22 protein-coding genes are annotated in these 20,353 nt (G+C 63.9%); 5 read left to right on the top strand and 17 right to left on the bottom strand.

Going from position 1 to position 20,353, the window contains the following annotated elements:
- Window positions 1-16: 16 nt before the first annotated feature.
- Together N2604_RS28520 and N2604_RS28525 are read right to left on the bottom strand one after the other, a co-directional pair.
- Complete coding sequence (locus N2604_RS28520) at window positions 17-754, bottom strand: tetratricopeptide repeat protein (RefSeq protein ID WP_260371390.1); 738 nt, start codon at window positions 752-754, stop codon at window positions 17-19.
- Window positions 755-897: 143 nt separating this feature from the next.
- The gene (locus tag N2604_RS28525; protein WP_260376324.1) at window positions 898-1,503 is read right to left on the bottom strand and encodes a TetR/AcrR family transcriptional regulator; all 606 of its coding nucleotides are present in this window, start codon (window positions 1,501-1,503) and stop codon (window positions 898-900) included.
- 123 nt (window positions 1,504-1,626) lie between these two features.
- Between N2604_RS28525 and N2604_RS28530 the strand changes: the two genes are divergently transcribed.
- Window positions 1,627-2,025 carry a RidA family protein gene (locus N2604_RS28530; RefSeq protein ID WP_074448244.1) on the top strand — a complete coding sequence of 133 codons (399 nt, stop codon included), beginning with the start codon at window positions 1,627-1,629 and terminating at the stop codon, window positions 2,023-2,025.
- A gap of 47 nt (window positions 2,026-2,072) precedes the next feature.
- Here the strand turns inward: N2604_RS28530 and N2604_RS28535 are convergent, their stop codons facing one another.
- Window positions 2,073-3,047, bottom strand: a complete 975-nt coding sequence (locus tag N2604_RS28535; RefSeq protein ID WP_409241750.1) for a tripartite tricarboxylate transporter substrate binding protein BugD — start codon at window positions 3,045-3,047, stop codon at window positions 2,073-2,075.
- Between the two features lie 11 nt (window positions 3,048-3,058).
- Window positions 3,059-3,760: a phosphoribosylformylglycinamidine synthase subunit PurQ gene (gene purQ, locus N2604_RS28540; protein WP_260371392.1), complete on the bottom strand. Its 702-nt coding sequence runs from the start codon at window positions 3,758-3,760 to the stop codon at window positions 3,059-3,061.
- Between the two features lie 166 nt (window positions 3,761-3,926).
- On the opposite strand from purQ, the gene N2604_RS28545 reads away from it, so the two are divergent.
- Window positions 3,927-4,943, top strand: a complete 1,017-nt coding sequence (locus N2604_RS28545; protein ID WP_260371393.1) for a magnesium and cobalt transport protein CorA — start codon at window positions 3,927-3,929, stop codon at window positions 4,941-4,943.
- 18 nt (window positions 4,944-4,961) lie between these two features.
- Here N2604_RS28545 and N2604_RS28550 read toward each other — a convergent pair whose 3' ends face one another.
- The 3 genes from N2604_RS28550 to purC form a co-directional block, all read right to left on the bottom strand.
- Window positions 4,962-5,120 carry a hypothetical protein gene (locus N2604_RS28550; protein WP_260371394.1) on the bottom strand — a complete coding sequence of 53 codons (159 nt, stop codon included), beginning with the start codon at window positions 5,118-5,120 and terminating at the stop codon, window positions 4,962-4,964.
- A 96-nt stretch (window positions 5,121-5,216) separates the two neighbouring features.
- Window positions 5,217-5,459, bottom strand: a complete 243-nt coding sequence (gene purS / locus N2604_RS28555) for a phosphoribosylformylglycinamidine synthase subunit PurS (RefSeq protein WP_036012950.1) — start codon at window positions 5,457-5,459, stop codon at window positions 5,217-5,219.
- A 14-nt stretch (window positions 5,460-5,473) separates the two neighbouring features.
- On the bottom strand, window positions 5,474-6,241 hold the full coding sequence (gene purC / locus N2604_RS28560) for a phosphoribosylaminoimidazolesuccinocarboxamide synthase (protein ID WP_172782948.1): 768 nt from the start codon (window positions 6,239-6,241) through the stop codon (window positions 5,474-5,476).
- Window positions 6,242-6,563: 322 nt separating this feature from the next.
- Here purC and N2604_RS28565 point away from each other — a divergent pair, with 322 nt between their 5' ends.
- Window positions 6,564-6,887: a DUF1476 domain-containing protein gene (locus tag N2604_RS28565; protein ID WP_260371395.1), complete on the top strand. Its 324-nt coding sequence runs from the start codon at window positions 6,564-6,566 to the stop codon at window positions 6,885-6,887.
- A gap of 75 nt (window positions 6,888-6,962) precedes the next feature.
- Here the strand turns inward: N2604_RS28565 and cynS are convergent, their stop codons facing one another.
- The 4 genes from cynS to N2604_RS28585 form a co-directional block, all read right to left on the bottom strand.
- Window positions 6,963-7,451, bottom strand: coding sequence for a cyanase (gene cynS, locus N2604_RS28570; protein ID WP_025037304.1), 489 nt, complete (start codon window positions 7,449-7,451; stop codon window positions 6,963-6,965).
- 74 nt (window positions 7,452-7,525) lie between these two features.
- Complete coding sequence (locus N2604_RS28575; protein WP_260371396.1) at window positions 7,526-8,449, bottom strand: ABC transporter ATP-binding protein; 924 nt, start codon at window positions 8,447-8,449, stop codon at window positions 7,526-7,528.
- A 5-nt stretch (window positions 8,450-8,454) separates the two neighbouring features.
- The gene (ntrB, locus tag N2604_RS28580) at window positions 8,455-9,297 is read right to left on the bottom strand and encodes a nitrate ABC transporter permease (RefSeq protein WP_260371397.1); all 843 of its coding nucleotides are present in this window, start codon (window positions 9,295-9,297) and stop codon (window positions 8,455-8,457) included.
- Window positions 9,298-9,454: 157 nt separating this feature from the next.
- Window positions 9,455-10,834 carry a CmpA/NrtA family ABC transporter substrate-binding protein gene (locus N2604_RS28585; RefSeq protein ID WP_260371398.1) on the bottom strand — a complete coding sequence of 460 codons (1,380 nt, stop codon included), beginning with the start codon at window positions 10,832-10,834 and terminating at the stop codon, window positions 9,455-9,457.
- 160 nt (window positions 10,835-10,994) lie between these two features.
- On the opposite strand from N2604_RS28585, the gene N2604_RS28590 reads away from it, so the two are divergent.
- Window positions 10,995-12,920 (top strand): sigma 54-interacting transcriptional regulator, encoded by a 1,926-nt coding sequence (locus N2604_RS28590; RefSeq protein WP_260371399.1) that lies wholly within the window; start codon window positions 10,995-10,997, stop codon window positions 12,918-12,920.
- A 6-nt stretch (window positions 12,921-12,926) separates the two neighbouring features.
- On the opposite strand, the gene N2604_RS28595 is transcribed toward N2604_RS28590, so the two are convergent.
- From N2604_RS28595 to N2604_RS28605, 3 genes are read right to left on the bottom strand one after another with little or no spacing between them, the layout of a single operon-like run.
- Window positions 12,927-13,805: a sulfurtransferase gene (locus tag N2604_RS28595; protein ID WP_260371400.1), complete on the bottom strand. Its 879-nt coding sequence runs from the start codon at window positions 13,803-13,805 to the stop codon at window positions 12,927-12,929.
- 49 nt (window positions 13,806-13,854) lie between these two features.
- The gene (locus N2604_RS28600) at window positions 13,855-14,988 is read right to left on the bottom strand and encodes an acyl-CoA dehydrogenase family protein (protein WP_260371401.1); all 1,134 of its coding nucleotides are present in this window, start codon (window positions 14,986-14,988) and stop codon (window positions 13,855-13,857) included.
- A 35-nt stretch (window positions 14,989-15,023) separates the two neighbouring features.
- Window positions 15,024-15,566: an OsmC family protein gene (locus N2604_RS28605; protein ID WP_260371402.1), complete on the bottom strand. Its 543-nt coding sequence runs from the start codon at window positions 15,564-15,566 to the stop codon at window positions 15,024-15,026.
- Between the two features lie 247 nt (window positions 15,567-15,813).
- On the opposite strand from N2604_RS28605, the gene N2604_RS28610 reads away from it, so the two are divergent.
- Window positions 15,814-16,461 (top strand): TetR/AcrR family transcriptional regulator, encoded by a 648-nt coding sequence (locus N2604_RS28610; protein WP_260371403.1) that lies wholly within the window; start codon window positions 15,814-15,816, stop codon window positions 16,459-16,461.
- A gap of 153 nt (window positions 16,462-16,614) precedes the next feature.
- On the opposite strand, the gene N2604_RS28615 is transcribed toward N2604_RS28610, so the two are convergent.
- From N2604_RS28615 to N2604_RS28625, 3 genes are all read right to left on the bottom strand, one after another.
- Window positions 16,615-17,557 (bottom strand): IS630 family transposase gene (locus N2604_RS28615; protein WP_260370534.1). Its coding sequence is split into 2 segments (ribosomal slippage): window positions 16,615-17,220 and window positions 17,222-17,557, totalling 942 coding nucleotides; the frame shifts between segments, so codons are not numbered across the junction.
- A 71-nt stretch (window positions 17,558-17,628) separates the two neighbouring features.
- Window positions 17,629-18,834, bottom strand: coding sequence for a lipopolysaccharide assembly protein LapB (locus N2604_RS28620; protein WP_260371404.1), 1,206 nt, complete (start codon window positions 18,832-18,834; stop codon window positions 17,629-17,631).
- Between the two features lie 129 nt (window positions 18,835-18,963).
- On the bottom strand, window positions 18,964-20,163 hold the full coding sequence (locus N2604_RS28625; RefSeq protein ID WP_260371405.1) for a TrmJ/YjtD family RNA methyltransferase: 1,200 nt from the start codon (window positions 20,161-20,163) through the stop codon (window positions 18,964-18,966).
- Window positions 20,164-20,353 lie beyond the last annotated feature (190 nt).

A 20,353-nucleotide genomic window follows, 5' to 3' on the forward strand; every position in this document is an offset into this window, starting at 1 on the left:
GTCCCACCGCCACCATTCAGGTCGACAGCTGCTTCTCCGCGATCGACAGCCATTCCGCCTGCGTCTTGCGCAAATAGTTCGGCGCGCGGCGCATCTGGATCAGCAGTTCGTTGAAGACCATGCGCGCTTCAGTGGTGCGGCCGACCATTTGCAGCAGCATGCCGTAGCGCACCCGCGCCTCGGCGCCGGGGAAGTAGCCGGTCAGCGCGTGATATTCCTCCAGCGCCTCATCGACACGTCCAACTTCCGCCAGTGCACGGGCATAGAGCAGATGCGCGTCGGCGGAGTCGAAGTCGGGCCATTGCTTCTGCAGATCGTCGAGCGTCGCGAGCGCATCGGCCGGGCGGCTGGCGGCAAATTGCGCCTGCGCCTTGCGCAGCGCATAAGCGGGATCGTGGCCCATGGGCAGCTTCAGGACGTGATCGTAATGCGCTTCCGCTTCGGCGAACCGGCCGATATTCGCACACTCTTCCGCCAGCGCCGCGCGGTTGGCGATGGTGTCGGTGCCGGCCAGCCGGTCGGACAGTTCGCGATAGCGTTTCTCGGGATCGAGGCGATTGGCGAGGTGCTGGCGCGCCTGCCGCGCGCCGGGGCTCGAAAACCATTCGGGAAGGAGCTCGACCGCGATATAGGCGATCGCGCCCATCAGCGGTACCAACAGGATGATGAAAGCCCAGGGCCGCAGCCGTCCGGTTCGCGAGGCGTGATAGATCAGCGTGATTTCGAGCAGCAGAACGACCAAAGCGACGGGCATGTGACATCCGGAAAACACAACGACAGCGCCGGCGCCCTGATATCGCAAAAGAGATGAAACAACCTTGAGTTGCTTCGACCAGCAAAAATCAGCGAACCCGGATCTGCGCCAAGAAAGTGACCAGGAGTCAGTCGCCGCAAAACCTATGCAGGTTCACGCGCCTCGCGCAGCAATCCGCTCGCCAGCTGTCGAAACGCGTCAACGGCCTTGCTCAGCACGCTCTTGGGATCGTCGGCTGCCGCGACCCACAAGGCGGCGCTGAGCGCAGCTCCGTTCAGCAACCGCCCCGCCGCTTCGACGTCGACCGGCTTCACGATTCCCTCTTCGATCAACGCGCGGATCGTTCGCATGGTGATATCGAGACAGGCGTTTTCGCCGGGCCATTTGGAGGGATCGCCGAGCACCGCAGGTCCATCCAGAAGCATGATGCGCTGGATCTCGGGATCGAGCGCCATCTCGATGTAGGCGCTTCCCTCCGCGAGCAGGCCCAGCCACGGGCTCGGCGCTTGCTCCCGGACGATGCGGAGCCGCTCCGCCATTTCACCGTCGATCTGCTCGACGACGGCCCAGAGCAGCCCCTTCTTGTCTTCGAAGTTGTGATAAAGCGCGCCCCGCGTCAGACCGACGGCGGCAGTGAGTTCGTCCATCGACGCCTCCGCATAGCCCTGGGTGGCAAATGCCTTGCGCGCGGCACGGATGAGCCTGGCCCGATTTTCCGCCATGGCCGCGGCGCGCTTTCCCTTTGCCATGCCCGATCCTCTTGACATACGCCTCGTATGTGAACTACATCTCACATACGGAACGTATCTGAACTGGCTGTGAAGCGCCACCCGTCAAGCGCCCACCCATCGACCGATTGAAAGGCTCCTGCCATGCCCCAGCGAGAGGCAATCTTCCCCGCGAACCGCCACGCGCTCTACCAAGTGCATCGCTACTCCGCCGCGATCCGTTCCGGCGACCTGCTGTTCGTGTCGGGGCAGGTCGGCAGCCGCGAGGACGGCTCGCCGGAGCCAGTGTTCGAGGACCAGGTCCGGCGCGCGTTTGCCAATTTGCGTGCCGTTCTCGCCGCCGGTGGATGCACGCTGGACGATGTCGTCGACGTCACCACGTTCCACACCGATCCGGCGAGCCAGATTGAGACGGTGATGGCCGTTCGCGCCGAGGAGATCGGCGATCCGCCCTATCCGAACTGGACCGCCGTCGGGGTGAACTGGCTTGCCGGCTTCGACTTCGAGATCAAGGTCATCGCCCGCATTCCTGTGCTCCAGTAAGCCTTCGCGCGGCCATACGCCGGCCGCCAGCAGGCAACTCGGCGAGGCTATTTGTTGGCGTCGTCCGCCAGCATCTTCCGGTACTTCTCGACGTCGCGCGTCACGAGCTTTTGCAGCACGTCGGGCGTGTGCTCGTCGGCATCGGGCGCGACGGTCGACAGGTCGGCGAAGCGCTTCTTCACCGCCTCGGTCTCGACGGCCGTGCGCGCCGCTGCATTCAGCTTGGCGATCACGGCCGGCGGCGTGCCCTTGGGCGCGAACAGGCCGTTCCAGCCCTGCGCCTCGAACTCGGGCAGGCCCGCGTCCACCGAGGTCGGAAGATCCGGCAGCGTGGCGAGCCGCACCGTCGAGCCGACCACGAGGCCTCTCACCAGCTTCTCGTTGATCGACTGCGAAACCGAGGCGGCCGCGTCGCAGACGCCGTCGATCTGGCCGCCGACCGCGTCGGTCAGCGCAGGCGCGGCGCCGCGATAGCCGATCAGCGTCGCGTCGATGCCGGCCGCGGTGACGAAGCTCTTGCAGATCAGATAGTTCGAGGAGCCGACGCCGGCATGGCCGAGATTGATCTTGCCCGGATTGGCCTTGGCATAGGCGATGAACTCTTTCAGGTCCTTCGCCGGAAAGTCCTTGCGCAGCGCGATGATGCCGAACGTCTTCGCCACCATGGCGATCGGCACGAAGGAATCAGGCGTGAACGGCAGTTTGGGATAGATCGTGTAGGTCGCAGCATTGGTGCCGGCATTGCCGATCGCAATCGTATAACCATCGGGCTCGGCGCGGGAGGCGCGCGCCAGCGCGGTCGAGCCGCCGGCGCCGGCAACATTCTCGATCACGATGGTCTGGCCGAGCGCAATCCCCATCTGCTCGGCCACCGCCCGCGCGATCACGTCCGAAGTGCCGCCGGCCGCGAACGGCACGATCATGGTAATGGGACGCTTGGGATAATCCTGCGCGGATGCGCAAGTCGCTACCGAAAATGTCGCGAACGCCAGCGCCGCGACCGCGGCGAGCGCACGCCTCATCAGGAACGCAATCACGCGGCTTTTTCCAGATGCTGGGCGAGACCGGCGAACAGGCCACGGCCGTCGGTGCAGCCCATGATGTCTTCGACGTGGTTTTCCGGATGCGGCATCATGCCGAGCACGTTGCCCCCGTCGTTGACGATGCCGGCGATGGAATGTGCCGCGCCGTTGATGTTGGCGGCCTCGTCGACCACGCCATCGGCGGAGCAGTAGCGATAGAGCACCCGCCCCTCGCCTTCGAGCCGCTTGATGGTCTCTTCGTCCGCCTCGTAATTGCCCTCGCCATGGGCGACCGGCACGCGGATCACCTGACCGGCATTATAGCCGCGGGTGAACGGCGTGTCGGAGCGCTCGACGCGCAGATGCACGTCGCGGCAGATGAATTTCAGCCGCGCATTGCGCATCAAGACGCCCGGCAAGAGGCCGGACTCGCAGAGGATCTGGAAACCGTTGCAGACGCCGAGCACGAGGCCGCCCTTGGCCGCATAGTCGCGCACCGCATCCATCACCGGCGCGCGTGCCGCAATCGCGCCGCAGCGCAGATAATCGCCATAGGAGAAGCCACCGGGCACGACCACGAGATCGGTGCCCGCAGGCAGCGAGGTCTCGGCGTGCCAGACCATTGCGGGCTCGCTGCCGGAGATCAGCCTCAAGGCGCGCGCCATGTCGCGCTCGCGATTGATTCCGGGAAAGACGAGAATGGCGGCTTTCATGGCAGAGGTTCCGAGGAGGCTGGGAATCGAGGCTGGCCGAGGGGTCAATTCGTGAACAGACATAACCATTTGACGGGGATTTTACCAGTGCTAGCGTGGCGGAGCGCCCTTGTACACAGGCCATAGCCACTCGCTTTGGTCGCTCGATTTGCCCGGGATTGAAGCCATGAACGTCCCGTCGCTGCCCGCATTCCCCTCCGAACCGGTCTCCGCCGAGGGCGTCGTCGCCGCCGGCGCTTATGTCGACGGCCGACGGGTCGCCAATATCGCCATCAGCGAGGCCTCGAGCTGGCGGGCCAAGCCCGGCCATGTCGTGTGGATCGGGCTGCACGAGCCCGACATGGCGCTGCTCGGCGCGGTGCAGAAGCAGTTCGACCTGCACGACCTCGCCATCGAGGACGCCAACCACGCCCATCAGCGGCCGAAGATCGAGCAATATGGCGAGGCCCTGTTCATCGTCGCGCGCACCGCGCAATTGATCGAGGGACGCATCGCCTTCGGCGAGACCCACATCTTCGTCGGCGAAGGCTATCTGGTCTCGGTGCGCCACGGCGCTTCGACCTCCTACACGCCGGTGCGCGAACGCTGCGAGAGCTGCCCGCGGGCGCTCGCGCGCGGCGAGGACTACATCCTCTATGCCATCCTCGATTTCATCGTCGACAATTATTCGCCCGTGCTGGAAAGCATTCACGAAGAGATCGAGGAGATCGAGGACGACGTGCTCGCGCACGCGATCACCAAGGCGCAGATCGAGCGGCTCTACATGCTGCGGCGTGACCTGTTGCGACTCCGTAACGCAATCGGGCCGCTGGTGGAGGTATGCCGCCGTCTCGAGCACGATGAGCTGTCGATGGTGCGCGCGACGATGCAGCCCCTGTTCCGCGACGTCACCGACCATGTCCGCAACATCCAAGAGCGCATCGATTCCATGCGCGAGGTGCTGGCCTTCGCCTTCGAGGCGAGCTTGCTGGTCGGCCAGGCCCACGAGACCGTCGTCTCCAAGAGGCTCGCCTCCTGGCTCGCGATCATCGCCGTTCCGACCGCGGTTGCCGGCATCTACGGCATGAACTTCGAGCACATGCCGGAGCTGAAATGGGAGTACGGCTATTATGCCGTGCTGAGCTTGATGGCTCTGGCGTGCACCGCACTCTACTGGCGCTTCCGCCGCGTCGGATGGCTGTAAGATGCCGGCGGCTCGATCCTAACGGACAGGTGCCTCGTTCAGTTCAAGCCTGCGCTCAAGCCTACCCTCATGCATCACCAGCGTGGCATGAACACCCGCAATCTCCTGAAAGACACTCGTGACATCCTGGCGAGCGGCATTTTGGGACGTTCGCAACGCCAGAATCTCCTGCTTCATCTCATCGATCTTGCCATCGACCTGCGCCAGTCGCGCGGATCGACTTCAACACCTCGAACATGGGCTCAGCCGTCACGTCGGGCATTTGGCTAACCACTATGCTTTCATCTCGATCGCATAATTCTCGATCACGGTGTTCGCCAAGAGCTTGTCGGCGGCTTCTTTCAGCGCCGCCTCCGCCTTGGCCTTGTCGGCACCGGCGAGCTCGATGTCGAACACCTTGCCCTGGCGGACGCTGGCGACGCCGTCGACGCCGAGCGACTTCAGCGCGCCTTCGATGGCCTTGCCCTGCGGATCGAGGATGCCCGTCTTCAGGGTAACGGTGACACGTGCCTTCACGTCAAAAGTCCTCTTCAGCTCTTCACCAGCACCGGGCCGGTGCCCTGGGGACGCTCGTTCTCCATGAGGATGCCGAGACGCTTTGCAACTTCGGTATAGGCCTCCAGCAGACCACCGAGGTCGCGGCGGAAACGATCCTTGTCGAGCTTCTCGTTCGACTTGATATCCCACAGCCGGCAGCTGTCGGGCGAAATCTCGTCGGCGACGATGATGCGCATCATCTCGTTCTCGAACAGGCGCCCGCACTCCATCTTGAAGTCGACGAGGCGGATGCCGATGCCGAGGAAGAGGCCGGTGAGGAAGTCGTTGACGCGGATGGCGAGCGCCATGATGTCGTCGATCTCCTGCGGCGTCGCCCAGCCGAAGGCGGTGATGTGCTCCTCCGACACCATGGGGTCGTTGAGCTGGTCGTTCTTGTAGTAGAACTCGATGATCGAGCGGGGCAGCTGCGTGCCCTCCTCGATGCCGAGGCGCTGCGACAGCGAGCCGGCGGCGACGTTCCGCACCACCACTTCCAGCGGCACGATCTCGACCTCGCGAATCAACTGCTCGCGCATGTTGAGGCGGCGGATGAAATGGGTCGGCACCCCGATGTCGTTGAGGTGCTGAAACAGGTACTCCGAGATCCGGTTGTTGAGGACGCCCTTGCCCTCGATCACCTGATGCTTTTTCGCATTGAACGCGGTGGCGTCGTCCTTGAAGTGCTGGATCAGGGTACCGGGCTCGGGGCCTTCGTAAAGAACCTTTGCCTTGCCTTCATAAATGCGACGCCGACGGCTCATGGGGATGTACCGTGTTTTGTTGAAATCCATGAATTTGGTGTGCTCCGGTTGACTTGGATTACGACCCACAGCGGAGCTGCCGTGAACGGCCAGGAACCCATCTATAACCCTTTGGAAACAGAACGGGAACCAAGCCTTAGGCAACCTATCCGATTGGCTGTCCGAGCACAATCGATCCGGCCGTCCGGCGCCAACTTATACCGTCTTGCCTGCGGCTTAACGGCCCGTTGTTTTGCCGATTCGTGCTATCTATGTAGGCATGCAGCCGGGTCGCCGCAACGGAAGGCTCCCGCGCCATTCAGCAGGAGATTTGGAACAAGGCATGAGCGAGATCAGCAAGCGCGAGGAAGGCTTTGAGAAGAAGTTCGCCCTCGACGAGGAGCAGAAATTCAAGGCGGAGGCCCGCCGCAACCGGCTGCTCGGCCTGTGGGCGGCCGAGAAGCTCGGCATTACCGGCGACGCCGCCGCGGCCTACGCCAAGGAGGTGGTCGCGGCCGATTTCGAGGAGGCCGGCGATGCCGACGTCCTGCGCAAGCTGACGGCAGATTTCGCCGCCAAGAACGTCGCCGTCACCGAGCAGGCGATTCGCGCCAAGATGAGCGAGCTGCTCGCAGTTGCCGCCGCCGAGGTGAAGGCGGGGAAGTAAAACAGGCGAATAAGGAGTGGCGAATGGCGAGTTGGGTGCCCCCATTCGCTATTCGCAATTCGCCACTCGCCTCCATCACTCCTCCTTGAAGCCGTATTCCGGCACGTTGCCGCTGGCGCCGTAATATTTGTACGGCAGGAACTTGCCGCTCATGGTGATCTTGACGCGATCGCCCTTGGGGTTGGCGACGCGCTCGATGCCCATGTCGAAGTCGATCGCCGACATGATGCCGTCGCCGAACTCCTCCTCGATCAGCGCCTTCCAGGCCGGGCCGTTTACCATCACCATCTCGTAGAAGCGGTAGATCAGGGGATCGGTCGGCGGCATCGGCGTGCCGGTGCCGCGCATCGGCACCTCGTTGAGCATGGCAACTTCCGCCTTCGACAGGCCGAACAGCTCGCCGGCATTGGCCGCCTGCGGCTTGGTCAGTTTCATCTGGCCCATGATCGCACCGACGATCAGCACCTCGGAATAGCCGCCGATCTTTTCGCAGATGTGCTTCCAGCTCCAGCCCTTCTCGCGCTTGATGTCGAGCAGTTTTTCGGTGAGGTCTTCGCGCTTCATGTTGGCGTCTCCTTTCAAAAGCATGATCCGGAAAAGTGTGAAGCGGTTTTCCGTGGATCATGCGTCTACAAAAATCAGGCGCTCAATCCGGGATTTGTCCCCGGCATCCAGGTCTGTCGCGGCTCTTCGCCGGTCGATGCGATCGAGAGGCCGGGCTTGCCGATATGGATCACCGGCACATTGCGCGGATCGTGATCCGGCTTTTCAGTGGTGAAGGTCTTGCTGCGCGTCACCAGGAAATCGATGATGTGGTTGCGCAGCGCGTAGTACAGCGGATGGCGGTGCAGATCGGTGCGGCCGCGATCCCGCGGCAGCGGGTTCTCGACCACCTCCGCCAGCACCGCGCCGGGACCGTTGGTCATCAGAAAGATCTTGTCGGCGAGATAGATCGCCTCGTCGACATCATGGGTGATCATGAACGCGGTCTGCCCGGTCTCCAGGCAAATGCGCCGGACCTCGTCCTGCAGCGTGCCGCGCGTCAGCGCATCCAGCGCCGAGAACGGCTCGTCCATCAGCATCATCTTCGGCGTGATCGACAGCGCCCGCGCGATGCCGACACGCTGCTTCATGCCGCCCGACAGCTCCGAAGGGCGCTTGTGCTCGGAGCCGGTGAGCCCGACGAGATCGATGAATTTCTGTGCGTGCGCCCTCACCTTGGCCCGGTCCCAGCTGCGCCATTTCGAGCTGACCGCATAGGCGACGTTGCCGAGCACGGTGCGCCAGGGCAGCAGCGCATGGCTCTGGAAGATCACGGCGCGGTCGAGGCTGGTGCCCGAGATCGCCTGCCCGTCAACGATGACGGCGCCCTCGCTCGGCGCATCGAGCCCGGCGAGGATGTTGAGCACCGTGGTCTTGCCGCAGCCGGAATGGCCGATCACGCAAGCGAACTCGCCGCGCGCCATCGAGAGCCAGAGGTTCTCGAAGATGGTGGTCGTCGCGCCGCCCGCGCCGGGATAGCGCTTGGCGATGCCCTCGATCGAGATGAACTTGTCGGTCATCACCCCTACTCCGGAAACGTGACCATGCGCGTGAAGCGCGCGAGAATCTGGTCGAGCAGCATGCCGACGATCCCGATCAAGAGGATCGCGATGATGACGTTGGTGATCGACAAATTATTCCACTCGTTCCACACGAAGTAGCCGATGCCGGTGCCGCCGACGAGCATCTCGGCGGCGACGATCACGAGCCAGGCGATGCCGATCGAGATGCGCATGCCGGTCAAAATCGTCGGCGCCGCCGCCGGCAGGATCACGGTGAAGGCGCGCCTGACGGCGCCGACCTCCAGCGTCCGTGCCACGTTGATCCATTCCTTGCGTACGGTCGCGACGCCAAACACCGTGTTGAGCAGCATCGGCCAGATCGAGCAGATGAAAATGACGAAGATCGCCGAGACCGAGGAATCCTTGATGGTGTAGAGCGCGAGCGGCATCCAGGCCAAAGGCGAGATCGGCTTTAGCACCTGGATGAACGGATCGAGCGCCTTGCTCAGCAGCGGCGACATCCCGATCAGGAAGCCGAGCGGGATCGCGACCAGCACGGCCAGCAGATAGCCGGTGCCGACGCGCGCGATGGAATAAGCGAGCTGGATGCCGAGCCCCTTGTCGTTCGGCCCGTTGTCGTAGAACGGCCGCTTCAGATGCTCCCAGAGTTTTGCGCCGACGTCGAGCGGCCCGGGCATCGCCGATTTGCCCTGCGTCGCCGTGAGCCCCATCAGCTTGGCGTATTCCGGGCTCATCGTCGTCACGGGCGCGGTGGAGCGCGTGGCGAGATGCCAGATGCCGAGAAAGGCGGCGAGCAGCACGATGGAGACGAGGCCCGCACGGAGACGGAGAGAGGTGTTGGTCATCTCCCTCTCCCCGCTTGCGGGGAGAGGGTCGGGGTGAGGGGGGCTCTCCGCGAGGGAGGTGAGAGTTGGACTCGCGGAGAGTCCCCCTCACCCGATCGCTTCGCGATCGACCTCTCCCCGCAAGCGGGGAGAGGTGAAGATAGAGCGCGGCCCCTCATCACGACTGCTTCCTGATCTTGAAGCTCGCCACATAGTCCTCCGGCTTCGCCGGATCGAACGTCTTGCCCATCACCGCGAACGACTTGTACGCGCTCGCCGGCGGCGATAGGCCCATCTCAGTCATCAGCTTCTTGGTGTCTGTCGCCAGATACACCTGCTCGGCCACCGCCTTGTAGTCGACGTCGCCCTTGATCTGGCCCCAGCGCTTCATCTGCGTCAGCATCCACACCGCAAAGGACTGCCAGGGGAACGGATCGAAATCGACGCGCTTGGGATCGGTCTTCACCCCGCCGAGGCCGTCGGCATAGGTGCCGGTCAGGACCTGCTCCAGCACCGTGACCGGCGCGTTGATGTAGTTGGCGGGCGCAATGGCTTCCGCGATCTGCTTGCGGTTCTCCGCCTTCGACGCAAAGGCGGTGGCATCGACGATCGCGCGCGTCAGCGCCGCGAAGCTGTTCGGCGCGGTCGTGATGAACTCACGGCTCGCAGCAAAGCTGCAGCAGGGATGGCCGTCCCAGATCTCCTTGGAGAGCAGATGCATGAAGCCGACGCCGTCATAGATCGCGCGCTGGCAGATGTTGTCGGGCGCAAGGAAGCCGTCGATATTGTCGGCACGCAAATTCGCGACCATCTCCGGCGGCGGCACCGAGCGCAGCTGCACGTCGGTATCGGGGTCGAGACCGTGCTCGGCGAGGTAATAGCGCAAGAGGTAATTGTGCATGGAATAGTCGAAGGGGATGGCGAATTTCAGCCCCTTCCAGTCCTTCGGATCGCGCTTGTCCTTGTTCTTGGTCGCCAGCACGATGCCCTGCCCGTTGATGTTCTCGATCGCAGGCACGGCAAAGGGAATGGCGTTGGCACCAAGGCCGAGCGAGATCGCGATCGGCATCGGCGCCAGCATGTGCGCGGCGTCGTATTCCTTGTTGATGGTCTTGTCGCGGATCACGGCCCAGCCGGCGGTCTTCACCACTTCGACGTTGAGGCCGTGCTTGGCATAGAAGCCCATCGGCGCCGCCATGATGATCGGCGTTGCGCAGGTGATCGGGATGAAGCCGACCTTGAGGTCCTTCTTCTCGGGCGCGCCGGCTTGCGCGAACACTTCGGTCGCCGTCTTGAGCGGGAAGAATTGCGATAGCGCGGCGAGCGCAGTCGATGCGCCGACCGACTTCAGGAAGGCGCGCCGCGCCACGTCCTGCGGAAACATCGCGCGCATCACGGCGGAGGCGACCACGCCCTCATAACGCTTCTCTTCGCTTGCGACCGGCTCGCAATGCAGCGCCGTGGCCTGCTCGTGCTCAGCTGCGGAACGATGCTGGCCGCAAACACAGCCGGCTGGAAGGTTGCGATCGGGATCAAACGGATTGTCGAACGTGGACATCGGCCCTCCTGCGCGTCATTGCGAGGAGTAATTACGCAAGGAGCATGCCATGCCCCTTCGGCCGGCCAGTACCTTGATAACGCAGCACTTTCACCCGCACTTGGCCGCTACGAAAACTCGTGATAAACGAGATTTCGTAGTTCAATTACGAGATTTCGCAATGGCAACGACGCCAATGCCCGTCCACGACGATGTGGCCCCTGTCATCGATCCGCGCATCGCAGCCTTCGAATCCTCGGTCGAGGCGACACTGCTGGTCGATCCCTACGGCGACCAGATCGTCGATGCCAATCCCGCCGCCTGCGCTCTGCTCGGCTACGACCGCGCTTTGCTGCGGCAGACCAGGGCCAGCACGCTCCACGCCGGCGATCTTGCCGCCCTCACCGTCTTCACCCAGGCCGTGCTGCACAAGGGCGCCTACTGGACCACGGCGCTCAATCCCCGCCACGCGACCGGGCAAGATCTTAAGCTCGAATATGCCGGCTGCCTGCTGCCGCATGACGGCCGCACGCTGCTGCTGCTGACACTGACCGATCTCGAAGCGCGCCGCCGGCGCAATGTCGATGCCGCCGCGGAAGACCATATGCGCGGCGGCATCTCGACCTGGCAGCGGGTCGAGCGCGTGTTCCAGGACATCGAGCGCGAGAACCAGCTGATCCTGCGCGCCGCCGGCGAAGGCATCTATGGCGTCAACGCCGAAGGCAAGACCACCTTCGTCAATCCCGCGGCCGAGCGGATGCTGGGCTGGACCGCCGAGGAGCTGGTCGGCAAGGAGATCCACCCGATCGTCCACCACACCCATCACGACGGCCGGCACTATCACAATCACGACTGCCCGATCTATGCGGCGTTCCGCGACGGTGCCGTGCATCAAGTCGACGGCGAGGTGTTTTGGCGCAAGGACGGCTCGCCGGCCTGGGTCGAATACACCTCGACTCCGATCCGCGACCGCGGCGTCGTGGTCGGCGCCGTCGTGGTGTTTCGCGACGTCAGCCAGCGCCGCGAGGCCGACGAGAAGCTGCACGCGGCGCTTGCCGAGGTCGACCGCCTGCGCGAGCGGCTGGAGCTGGAGAACGCCTATCTGCAGGAGGAAATCCGTATCGAGACCAATCCGCGCGGCATCATCGGGGGAAGCGAGGCGATCCAGAAGACGCTGCGCCAGGTCAAGCTGGTGGCGCCGACCACCGCGGCGGTGATGATCACCGGCGAATCCGGCACCGGCAAGGAGCTGATCGCGCGCGCCATCCACGAGGATTCCACCCGCAGCGACCGGCCGCTGATCCGCGTCAACTGCGCCGCGATCCCGCGCGAATTGTTCGAGAGCGAGTTCTTCGGCCATGTCCGCGGCGCCTTCACCGGCGCAACGCGCGACCGCATCGGCCGCTTCGAGCTCGCCGACGGCGGCACGCTGTTCCTCGACGAGGTCGGCGAGATTCCGCTCGAGCTGCAGGGCAAGCTGCTGCGCGTGCTGCAGGAAGGCCATTTCGAGCGCGTCGGCGAGGCGCGCACCCGCGCGGTCGATGTTCGCGTCATGGCTGCGACCAATCGCGATCTCAAGCAGGAGGTCCAGCGCGGCCGCTTTCGCGAGGACCTCTATTTCCGTCTCAACGTGTTTCCGATCGAGACCGTCCCCTTGCGCGAGCGGCGCGAGGACATTCCCCTGCTCGCCCAGCATTTCCTGACACGCGAGAGCAAGGCGCTGAAATCCAACCTGCGTCTGTCGGAGGGCGATGCGCGGCGGCTGACCCGCTACGACTGGCCCGGCAATGTCCGCGAACTGCAGAACGTGATCGAGCGCGCTGCGATCCTGTCGCAGAACGGCCGCCTGCGCATCGATCTGCCGGATGCTTCAGGCGCACAAGCGCCTAGCGGCGCCGCCCGTCAGAAGGCCGACGCACGGCCTGCGATCATGACCTCAGCGGAAATGCGCGACCACGAGCGCGCCAACATCCTGGCTGCGCTCGAGGCCTGCGCCGGAAAAGTCTTCGGCCCCGGCGGCGCCGCCGAGATGCTCGACATCAAGCCGACCACGCTGGCCTCGCGGATCAAGGCGCTGGGAATTACGCCTCGTCCGCGGGCCATGTGATCGCGCTCAGGCTGCCTTGGTGGTGACGTCCGATGCGATCGGCAGGCCCTGCTCGATCGGCAGCGAGGGATCGCGCGACCATTCGTTCCAGGAGCCGAAATACATCCGCACGTCCTTTACGCCGGCGTTCTTCAGCGCCAGGAACGTGTTCGAGGCGCGCGCGCCCTTGAAGCAGTAGAGGTACACCGGCGTCGTCTGCGAGATGCCGACGGTGGCGCATTCCGCCAGAATCTCGTCCTTGGATTTGAAGCGCGGGCCTTCGGCGGTCGGCTTCATCATGCGATACCATTCCAGCCACACGGCGCCCGGAATGCGGCCCTTGCGCGGGCAGAAATCCTTGCCATACGGGGACGAGCTGTCACCGATCCACTCGTCGACGTCGCGCACGTCGAGGATCGCGATGCCCGGCTTGCCGACGGCGGCGAGCATGGTCTTGGCATCGATCAGGATCTCACCGGCTTCAGGCTCGATCGCGAACGAAGCCTTCGCCGGCGTTGGCACGTCCTTGGTCACCGGGAAGCCCGCGGCCGACCAGGCGTCGAAGCCGCCATGCAGCACCTTCACCTTGGGATAGCCGAGCATGGTGAGCAGGTAATAGCCGCGGCAGGACTGGCCGAAGCCGGAGTTCATCGACTGCTCGTAGATCACGGCGGTCTCCTTCCCCGAAAGGCCGGCACCGCCGAACGCATCGGCGAATTTCGTCTTGAGCTCGGCCATGCCTTCCGGCGTCGAGGTCGCGAGGAACGTAAAGATCTCGTGCACGTTCACGGCGCCCGGCAGGTGCCCGGCGGCGTAAGCATCGGGATTGCGGGTGTCGATGACGACACACGGCTCGGTCTTCAAGAGATCGGCGAGTTCGACGGCAGTGATCAGAACGTCAGTCATGGCAGCCTCTCCGTTGAGGTTGGTGGGTCTTCGGGTGGACTCGTAGAAATCAGAAATCGGCGAGCATCTTGCGCAGCTGCTTGGTGGCGGGCGTGACGATCGCGACGAAATAGGCCTCGCGCAGGCGCCGCTGCGCGCGGTGGCTCTTGAGATAGCCGCGGGCGCCACAATGCAGCATCGCCGCATGCGCCGCCGCGACGCTGGCCTCGCCCGCGCGAAGCCGCAGCGCGATCACCTTGCGCCAGTAGGTCTCCTCCTCGTTGTAGGGATCGCGTGCCAGCGCCATGGTCTCGGCCTCGAGCTCGGCGGCGAGCTCGCGGAAGTGCACCGGCTGCTGCGGCAGATAGCGGTTGATATGGCCGAGCGGGCTATCCACCTCGTCCATGATGTTGATGCAGTCCTTGATCACCCCCAGCGCCATGCCGGCTTGGAGCAGGATGAAGCCGGCCCGGATCTTCTTGACGAAGGGCGTGGCGGGATCGGCGAGGATCAGCTCGTCCGGCACGAAGGCGTCGCGGAACTGCACGCCATAAGTGCCGGTGCCGTCCATCGCGAGGAACGGCTTGCACGGCGTCAGCGTGATCGCCGGGTTCGAGCAATCGGCCAGGAACATGACGGTGCCGGGCTCGCCACTTGCGATGCCCTGCTCGTCTTCGCGCTCGAAGATCGTGCCGAAGTAATGGTCGGGGCCGAGATTGGAGACCCAGGGCAGCGCGCCGCGCACGATGTAGCCGCCCTCGACCTTGCGGCCCTTCAGCTTCAGCTTCTCGATGCCGAAAAAGCTCTTCATGGGATTGGAAAGCCCGGTGCCGCCGAGCACGCGACCGGTCGAGAAGGCATCGCCGAAGCGCTTTGCGAGCTTCACATTGGTGGAATTCGCCGCGTACCAGACCAGCGTGTTCTGGCACCACGCCATGAAGGCCGTCGCCCCGCAGACCTCGCCGATCGCCGCCATCGCCTGGATCGCGCAGCGCAGATCGGCGGGACCTTCGTGCGGCACGTGGCTGCCCCACGCCCCGACCGCGCCGAGCTTGCGCAGCACCTCGGCCGGATAGACCGAGCCGTCGTCGATGCCGGCGGCAAGCGGCGCGAGTTCTTGGCGCGCGATCCGCGCCACCTCGCCCGCAATGGACGGTGCGGGCTGATCCAGAACGTCGGCCTGCGATAAAGCCAGTGAACCCATGATCGTCTCCCGCACTCTGTCCTGATTGCCGTCTGCTAGATGCCGACCTCGAGATTGACCGGCCGGGTGAAGGTGTTGGCGACCGGCGACCATTTCTTCACATGGGCGACCAGTGCGTTGATCTCGTCCGGCGAGATACCCTCGCATTCCATGTCGACCTTGACGCGGACATCGGTGAATCCGACCGGCTTGTCGGAGGTGTCGCCGGTGCCCCAGACCGCGGTGATGTTGAGATCGCCTTCGAGCTCGAGCTCGAGCTTGTTGACGATCCAGCCGCGATGCACGGCGTTGGCATGCAGGCCGACGGCGAGGCAGGAGCCGAGCGCGGCCAGCGAGGCTTCCGACGGATTGGGCGCGGTGTCGTCGCCCAAGAGACCCGGCGGCTCGTCGACAATGTAGGGCGGCAGGTTGCGGATATAGTTGGCGTGGCGGAATTTGCCCTCCGCGACCGTCTTGCACTTCAAGGTCTTGATGACCTTCGGATTCGCCTTGCCGCTCGCGATCAGTTGCTCGAGGCCATTCTTGTCGATGGGCGCGAGGCAACCCGTCAGCACTGTCTTTTGAACGACGGCAGTCATCAGTCTTCTCCCTGGCAGAAGTGGAAATCGGCAGGATACCGAACGGTCTGTTTCCTTGCATGGACCGTGCCAGAGCCCGCGAAAAACAAAACGCGAGGCTTTGGAGCCGCTTAAGACTCCGTGCCTGCGGATTGATCGGCCGGTCCTTGCTCAATCGCGATGCAGACCGGCCAGACTCTGCGAATCTTTTCAGCGCCAAACAGATGCGGCTTGCTGATGCGGCACGGCTGCGGGTAAGTTTGAGTCCATGGCAAAGACGTCATCGAAGAAGAATTCGCCCCACGCCGCCGCCGCCGAGGACGAGTCCGCACGCGGTCGCCTCTTGAGCGCGGCGACGCATCTGTTCTGCAAGAACGGCATCAACGCCACCGGCATCGATGCGATCATCGAAGAGGCCGGCACCGCCAAGACCACGCTCTACAAATTGTTCGGCTCCAAGACCAACCTCGTCAACGCCGTGCTGGAGAGCGAAGGCAAGCAATGGCGCGAATGGTTCATCGGCGCCATGGAGCAAGGTGGCGGCGATGCGCAGGCGAAACTCACGCGCATCTTCCCCGCACTGAAGAGCTGGTTCGCCGAAGAGCGCTTCTACGGCTGCCCCTTCATCAACGCCGTCGGCGAGCACGACAAGGACGCAAAACAGTTCCGCAACATCGCTCTGAAGCACAAGAAGATCGTGCTCGGCCACATCGAGAAGCTCGCCGGCGAGCTCGGCACAGCCGAGCCCGCAGTGCTCGCGCATCAGCTCGGCCTCATCATCGACGGCGCCATCGTCGCCGCGATGATCTCGCGCGATCCGGGCGTCGCCGATACGGCCGCGCTCACGGCGGGTCCCCTGCTCGGCCAGGCCAAGACGAAGAAGAAGCGCGCGGCGGATCAGCTCGAGGCGGTCTAACGGTTCTCACTTCGTAGCCCGCATGCAGCGAAGCGGAATACGGGGACACCGTCCCGGATTGCCGCTCCGCTCGTTCCAAGCTGGGAAGGCTCTACGTCGCAAATCAGGGTTTCGTTTCGAGCTTGTGAAGCTCGGCGCTAGAGCATGATGTTTTTATACGGAAACGTAGCCTGAGTTTTTGAAGTAGTTGGTGCACTCCGTCTCGGAGAAGAGATCGAGGAGTTCACCAGCCTTTCTCCAGGTTGCCTCCACGTCACGGGGCTCGGCAGCTCGCATGAGATGTTTGAGTTTGGCGAAGACCTGCTCGATCGGATTGAGGTCAGGGCTATATGGCGGCAAGAAGATGCGGTGGGCGCCTCTGGCGCGGATGGCTTGGCGAGCCGCTTTGCCCTTATGGCTGCCAAGATTGTCGAGAACGACGATCTCGCCCGGTGCGAGGGTGGGTGCCAACACCTTCTCGACGTACAGCGTGAAGAGCTCACCATTGATGGGACCATCGATCACCCAAGGCGCGCTGATCCGATCGTGACGCAGCGCCGCGATGAAGGTCATGGTCTTCCAATGGCCGAAAGGTGCAGATGCTTGGAGGCGCTGTCCACAAGGCCCCCAGCCGCGTAGCGGCGCCATATTGGTCTTGATCCACGTCTCGTCGATAAAAACCAACCGTGCGACGTCGATCCTGCCTTGATGTGCTTTCCAGCGGGTCCGCTTACGGACGACGTCTGGGCGATCCTGCTCGGCCGGTAGAAGCGTTTTTTTTGAAGCTGAGCCCCTCGGCGTGAACAAAAGTCCACACCGCCCGCACGTCTGTCTTGATCCCCCGTGCAGCCAGCTCCTGCGTCAGCTTGCGCAAGGTGAATGGCCCCGAGCGAATGCGTTTGCGCAGCCAGTCGGCGTTGGCATCCGACAGAACCCGCTTCTTGTGGCCGCCGATCTGGCCGGGCGCCAGGCCTCCGGTATCCCGCCTCAGATTCTTCCACTTCGTCACGCAGGAGGGGCTGATCTGGAGCGCCTCGGCAATCGAACGAACCGTTTCCCCTGCGTCAGCTCGCGCCAAAGCCCGTTCCCGGATGTCTTCCGAATAGGGTCGCGTCATCCATGCTGGCCTCCGCCCTCCAGCATGGATGTTAAATCAGAAATCGCTCCCAGTGGGAATCCCGATTCCAGTCAAAAACAACATGCTCTAGCCGCGGCCCATTCCACAAAGCGCTTCGGACACTCGTCCGCGGCGGCGCGCAGCAGGCGCACGGCTTGATCAGCTCCCTGCTCTAGCGCCAGCTCGCCAGCATAGAAGTTCGCTTCGCAGACCTGCTCCCTTGTCTTCCGGGTGGAGTCATCTTGCGCGGACTTGAGTAATGCTTCGAAAGTTATCTCGCCCAGGAAGAAGCGAACGATGGGCGCGGGCCAACGTGACGGGTCGATCAGCTTTGCGGCTTCACCGAGCTCACTCCCGCTGCCGCTCTTTCGCTGCGCGAGATGGAGCCACAGCTGCGTATAGGCATCCTTCCGATTCAACTCGTTCGATCGACGGAGATCGGCAAGCGCCTCGGTCAGATGACCGGACTGGAAGTGGATGGCTCCGCGCAAGCGATGGAATCCGGGGTTGTCGGGATTGATCTCGATGGCCAGGTTGAGACTCGACAATGCCTTTTCCAGATCGCCTCGGACCTGAAAAACCCTGGCACGACCGACATAGGGCCGCGAGTCCTTCGGGCTGAGCTGGACCGCGCGGTCGAAGTCGGTCAATGCAAGATCGGTCTGCCCGCGCGCGAGATAGATGTCGGCCCGGCAGGCTTGGCCGATCCAATGGTTTGGGCCGATCTCGATCGCCCGCGCACAATCGGCCAAGGCGCGATCCGACTCGCCCTTTGTCTCATAGGCAAAGCTGCGGCCGATATAGGCATGGACGTTGTCCGGATGGATCAAAAGGGCCCGGTCATAGTCGGCGATGGCGCGATCGACATCGTCCTTCAGGTACAGCCGTGCACGCCCAAGATACGCATAGGTACTCCTGGGGTCGAGCTCGATGGCCTTGTCGTAATCTGCAAGCGCGGCTTCGTTGTCGCGTCTCTGGAGATATGCGGAAGCTCTGGCAAGGCGCGCGTTCACATTGCCCGGATCGCGCTCGATGATCTGGTCGTAGTCCCCAATCGCAAGATCGACCTCACCCTTCTGGCGATAGAACATGGCGCGGCGGAAGCGGGCCATGACGACACCTTGCTGCATGCCCGACGCCGCCTCAATAATGGCGGTGCAGCCCGCAATGCGGTCATCGACACTGAAATTTCCGACCGCGTTGCACTTGAGGGCCAAGGGCATTTCGGCGCGGGCACCCGACATTTCGAGCAAGGCCGTCAGCACCAACGCACTCACGCCTGCCGCCACGCCGGCGAGTGTGCGCCTTCTAACTCCAAACATGCAGTCCCCGTTTCAATTCCGGGGACTCTATAGCAACCCGCGCGCCGCCTGCACAGCCCTTGGTTGCGGCGCTGGCGCGCAGACCTACGCGCCCTGCTCCATCATTCCCTGCAGCCGCACCAGCTCCGCCTCGAGATCGCGCTCTACATCCACTGCCCGAATGTCGAGCACCCGATAGTCGCGCGCTTCCAACCACGTCCGCCGTCCGGCCCGGTCGGCGGCGATCGCTTCCCCCTCGCCCGGGTTCACCAGCTCGATCGCGATCCGGTGCGGGAAGGAGACGAAGTCCGGGATGTGGCGCCCCACCGGGGTCTGGCGCTTGAACCCACCTGCGAAGCGGCGGTCACGCGTCAGCGCCTGCCAGAGCAGGCGTTCGGCGTCGGTCGGATTGCGGCGGAGCAGGCGGGCAAGGCCGCGCACGGTCGAGCCGCTGTCGGAGACGCCGCCGCCCTGGCCGTGCTCGGCCAGCAGCGCGCGCAGGCGCGTGGCCTGCTCGCCGTCGAGCACGCCGCCCTTGGCGGGGCCCTTGCGCCCCTCCGCGATCGCCATGATCACGCCGTGCAGGGTGTGCATGTCCTGCTTGGTCGGCTCCATCCGCGTGAAGATGTTGCGCAGGTTCACCAGCATGGTGTCGCGCTTCTCGGCCGGGCGCAAAAACTCGACTTTGTCGAGCTCGCGCACGAGGTTGCCGAAGAAAGCCTGCATCTGGTGCTGGGAGGCGCGCTCGGAGCGCTCCGGCATGGCGTGCGGCAGCGCGCCCGACGTCGCATGCTTGAACCATTCATAGCCGACCAATAGGACGGCCTGGGCGAGGTTGAGCGAGGCAAAGCCCGGATTGACCGGGAAGGTGATGATGCGGTTGGAGAGCCCGACCTCCTCGTTGGTCAGCCCCCAGCGCTCGCGGCCGAACAGGATGCCGGCCCTGCCGCCGGTCGCGACGTGACCCGCGATCTCGGCCGCCGCGGCCTCCGGCCCGACCACGGGCTTGGCCTGGTCGTGGGGGCGCGCGGTGGTGGCAAACAGGAGGTCGAGGTCGGCGACGGCCTCTTCCACCGTGCCGAACAATTCGACCTTTTCCAGAATGTGGTCGGCGCCGGCCGCAGCCCGCTGGGCCGCGATGTTGGGCCAGCCGTCGCGGGGGTTGACGATGCGCAAGCGGCTCAGGGCAAAATTGCCCATGGCGCGCGCGGCCATGCCGATGTTCTCGCCGAGCTGCGGCTCGACCAGGATCACGATGGGACCGTCGAGGGAAGGGCCGGCCTTGCTCTTGTCAGTCCCCGACATCTCGCTTTGCTTTCACACTGTGTCTCTCAAGGCCTTGGCGAGGCCGTCTTCAGGAATTGATTCAAGCCGGTCTTTCGAACTGGTCTTGGGCCGGCTCGGGCGCTGCCCGCCTGTCGTTTGCCTGTCCTGACGAAATTCTCAAGGGAAATAACGGGTTGGATTCGACTGTTGAATCTCGCCTGGAACGTGA

Source organism: Bradyrhizobium sp. CB1015, assembly GCF_025200925.1.
GTDB lineage: Bacteria > Pseudomonadota > Alphaproteobacteria > Rhizobiales > Xanthobacteraceae > Bradyrhizobium.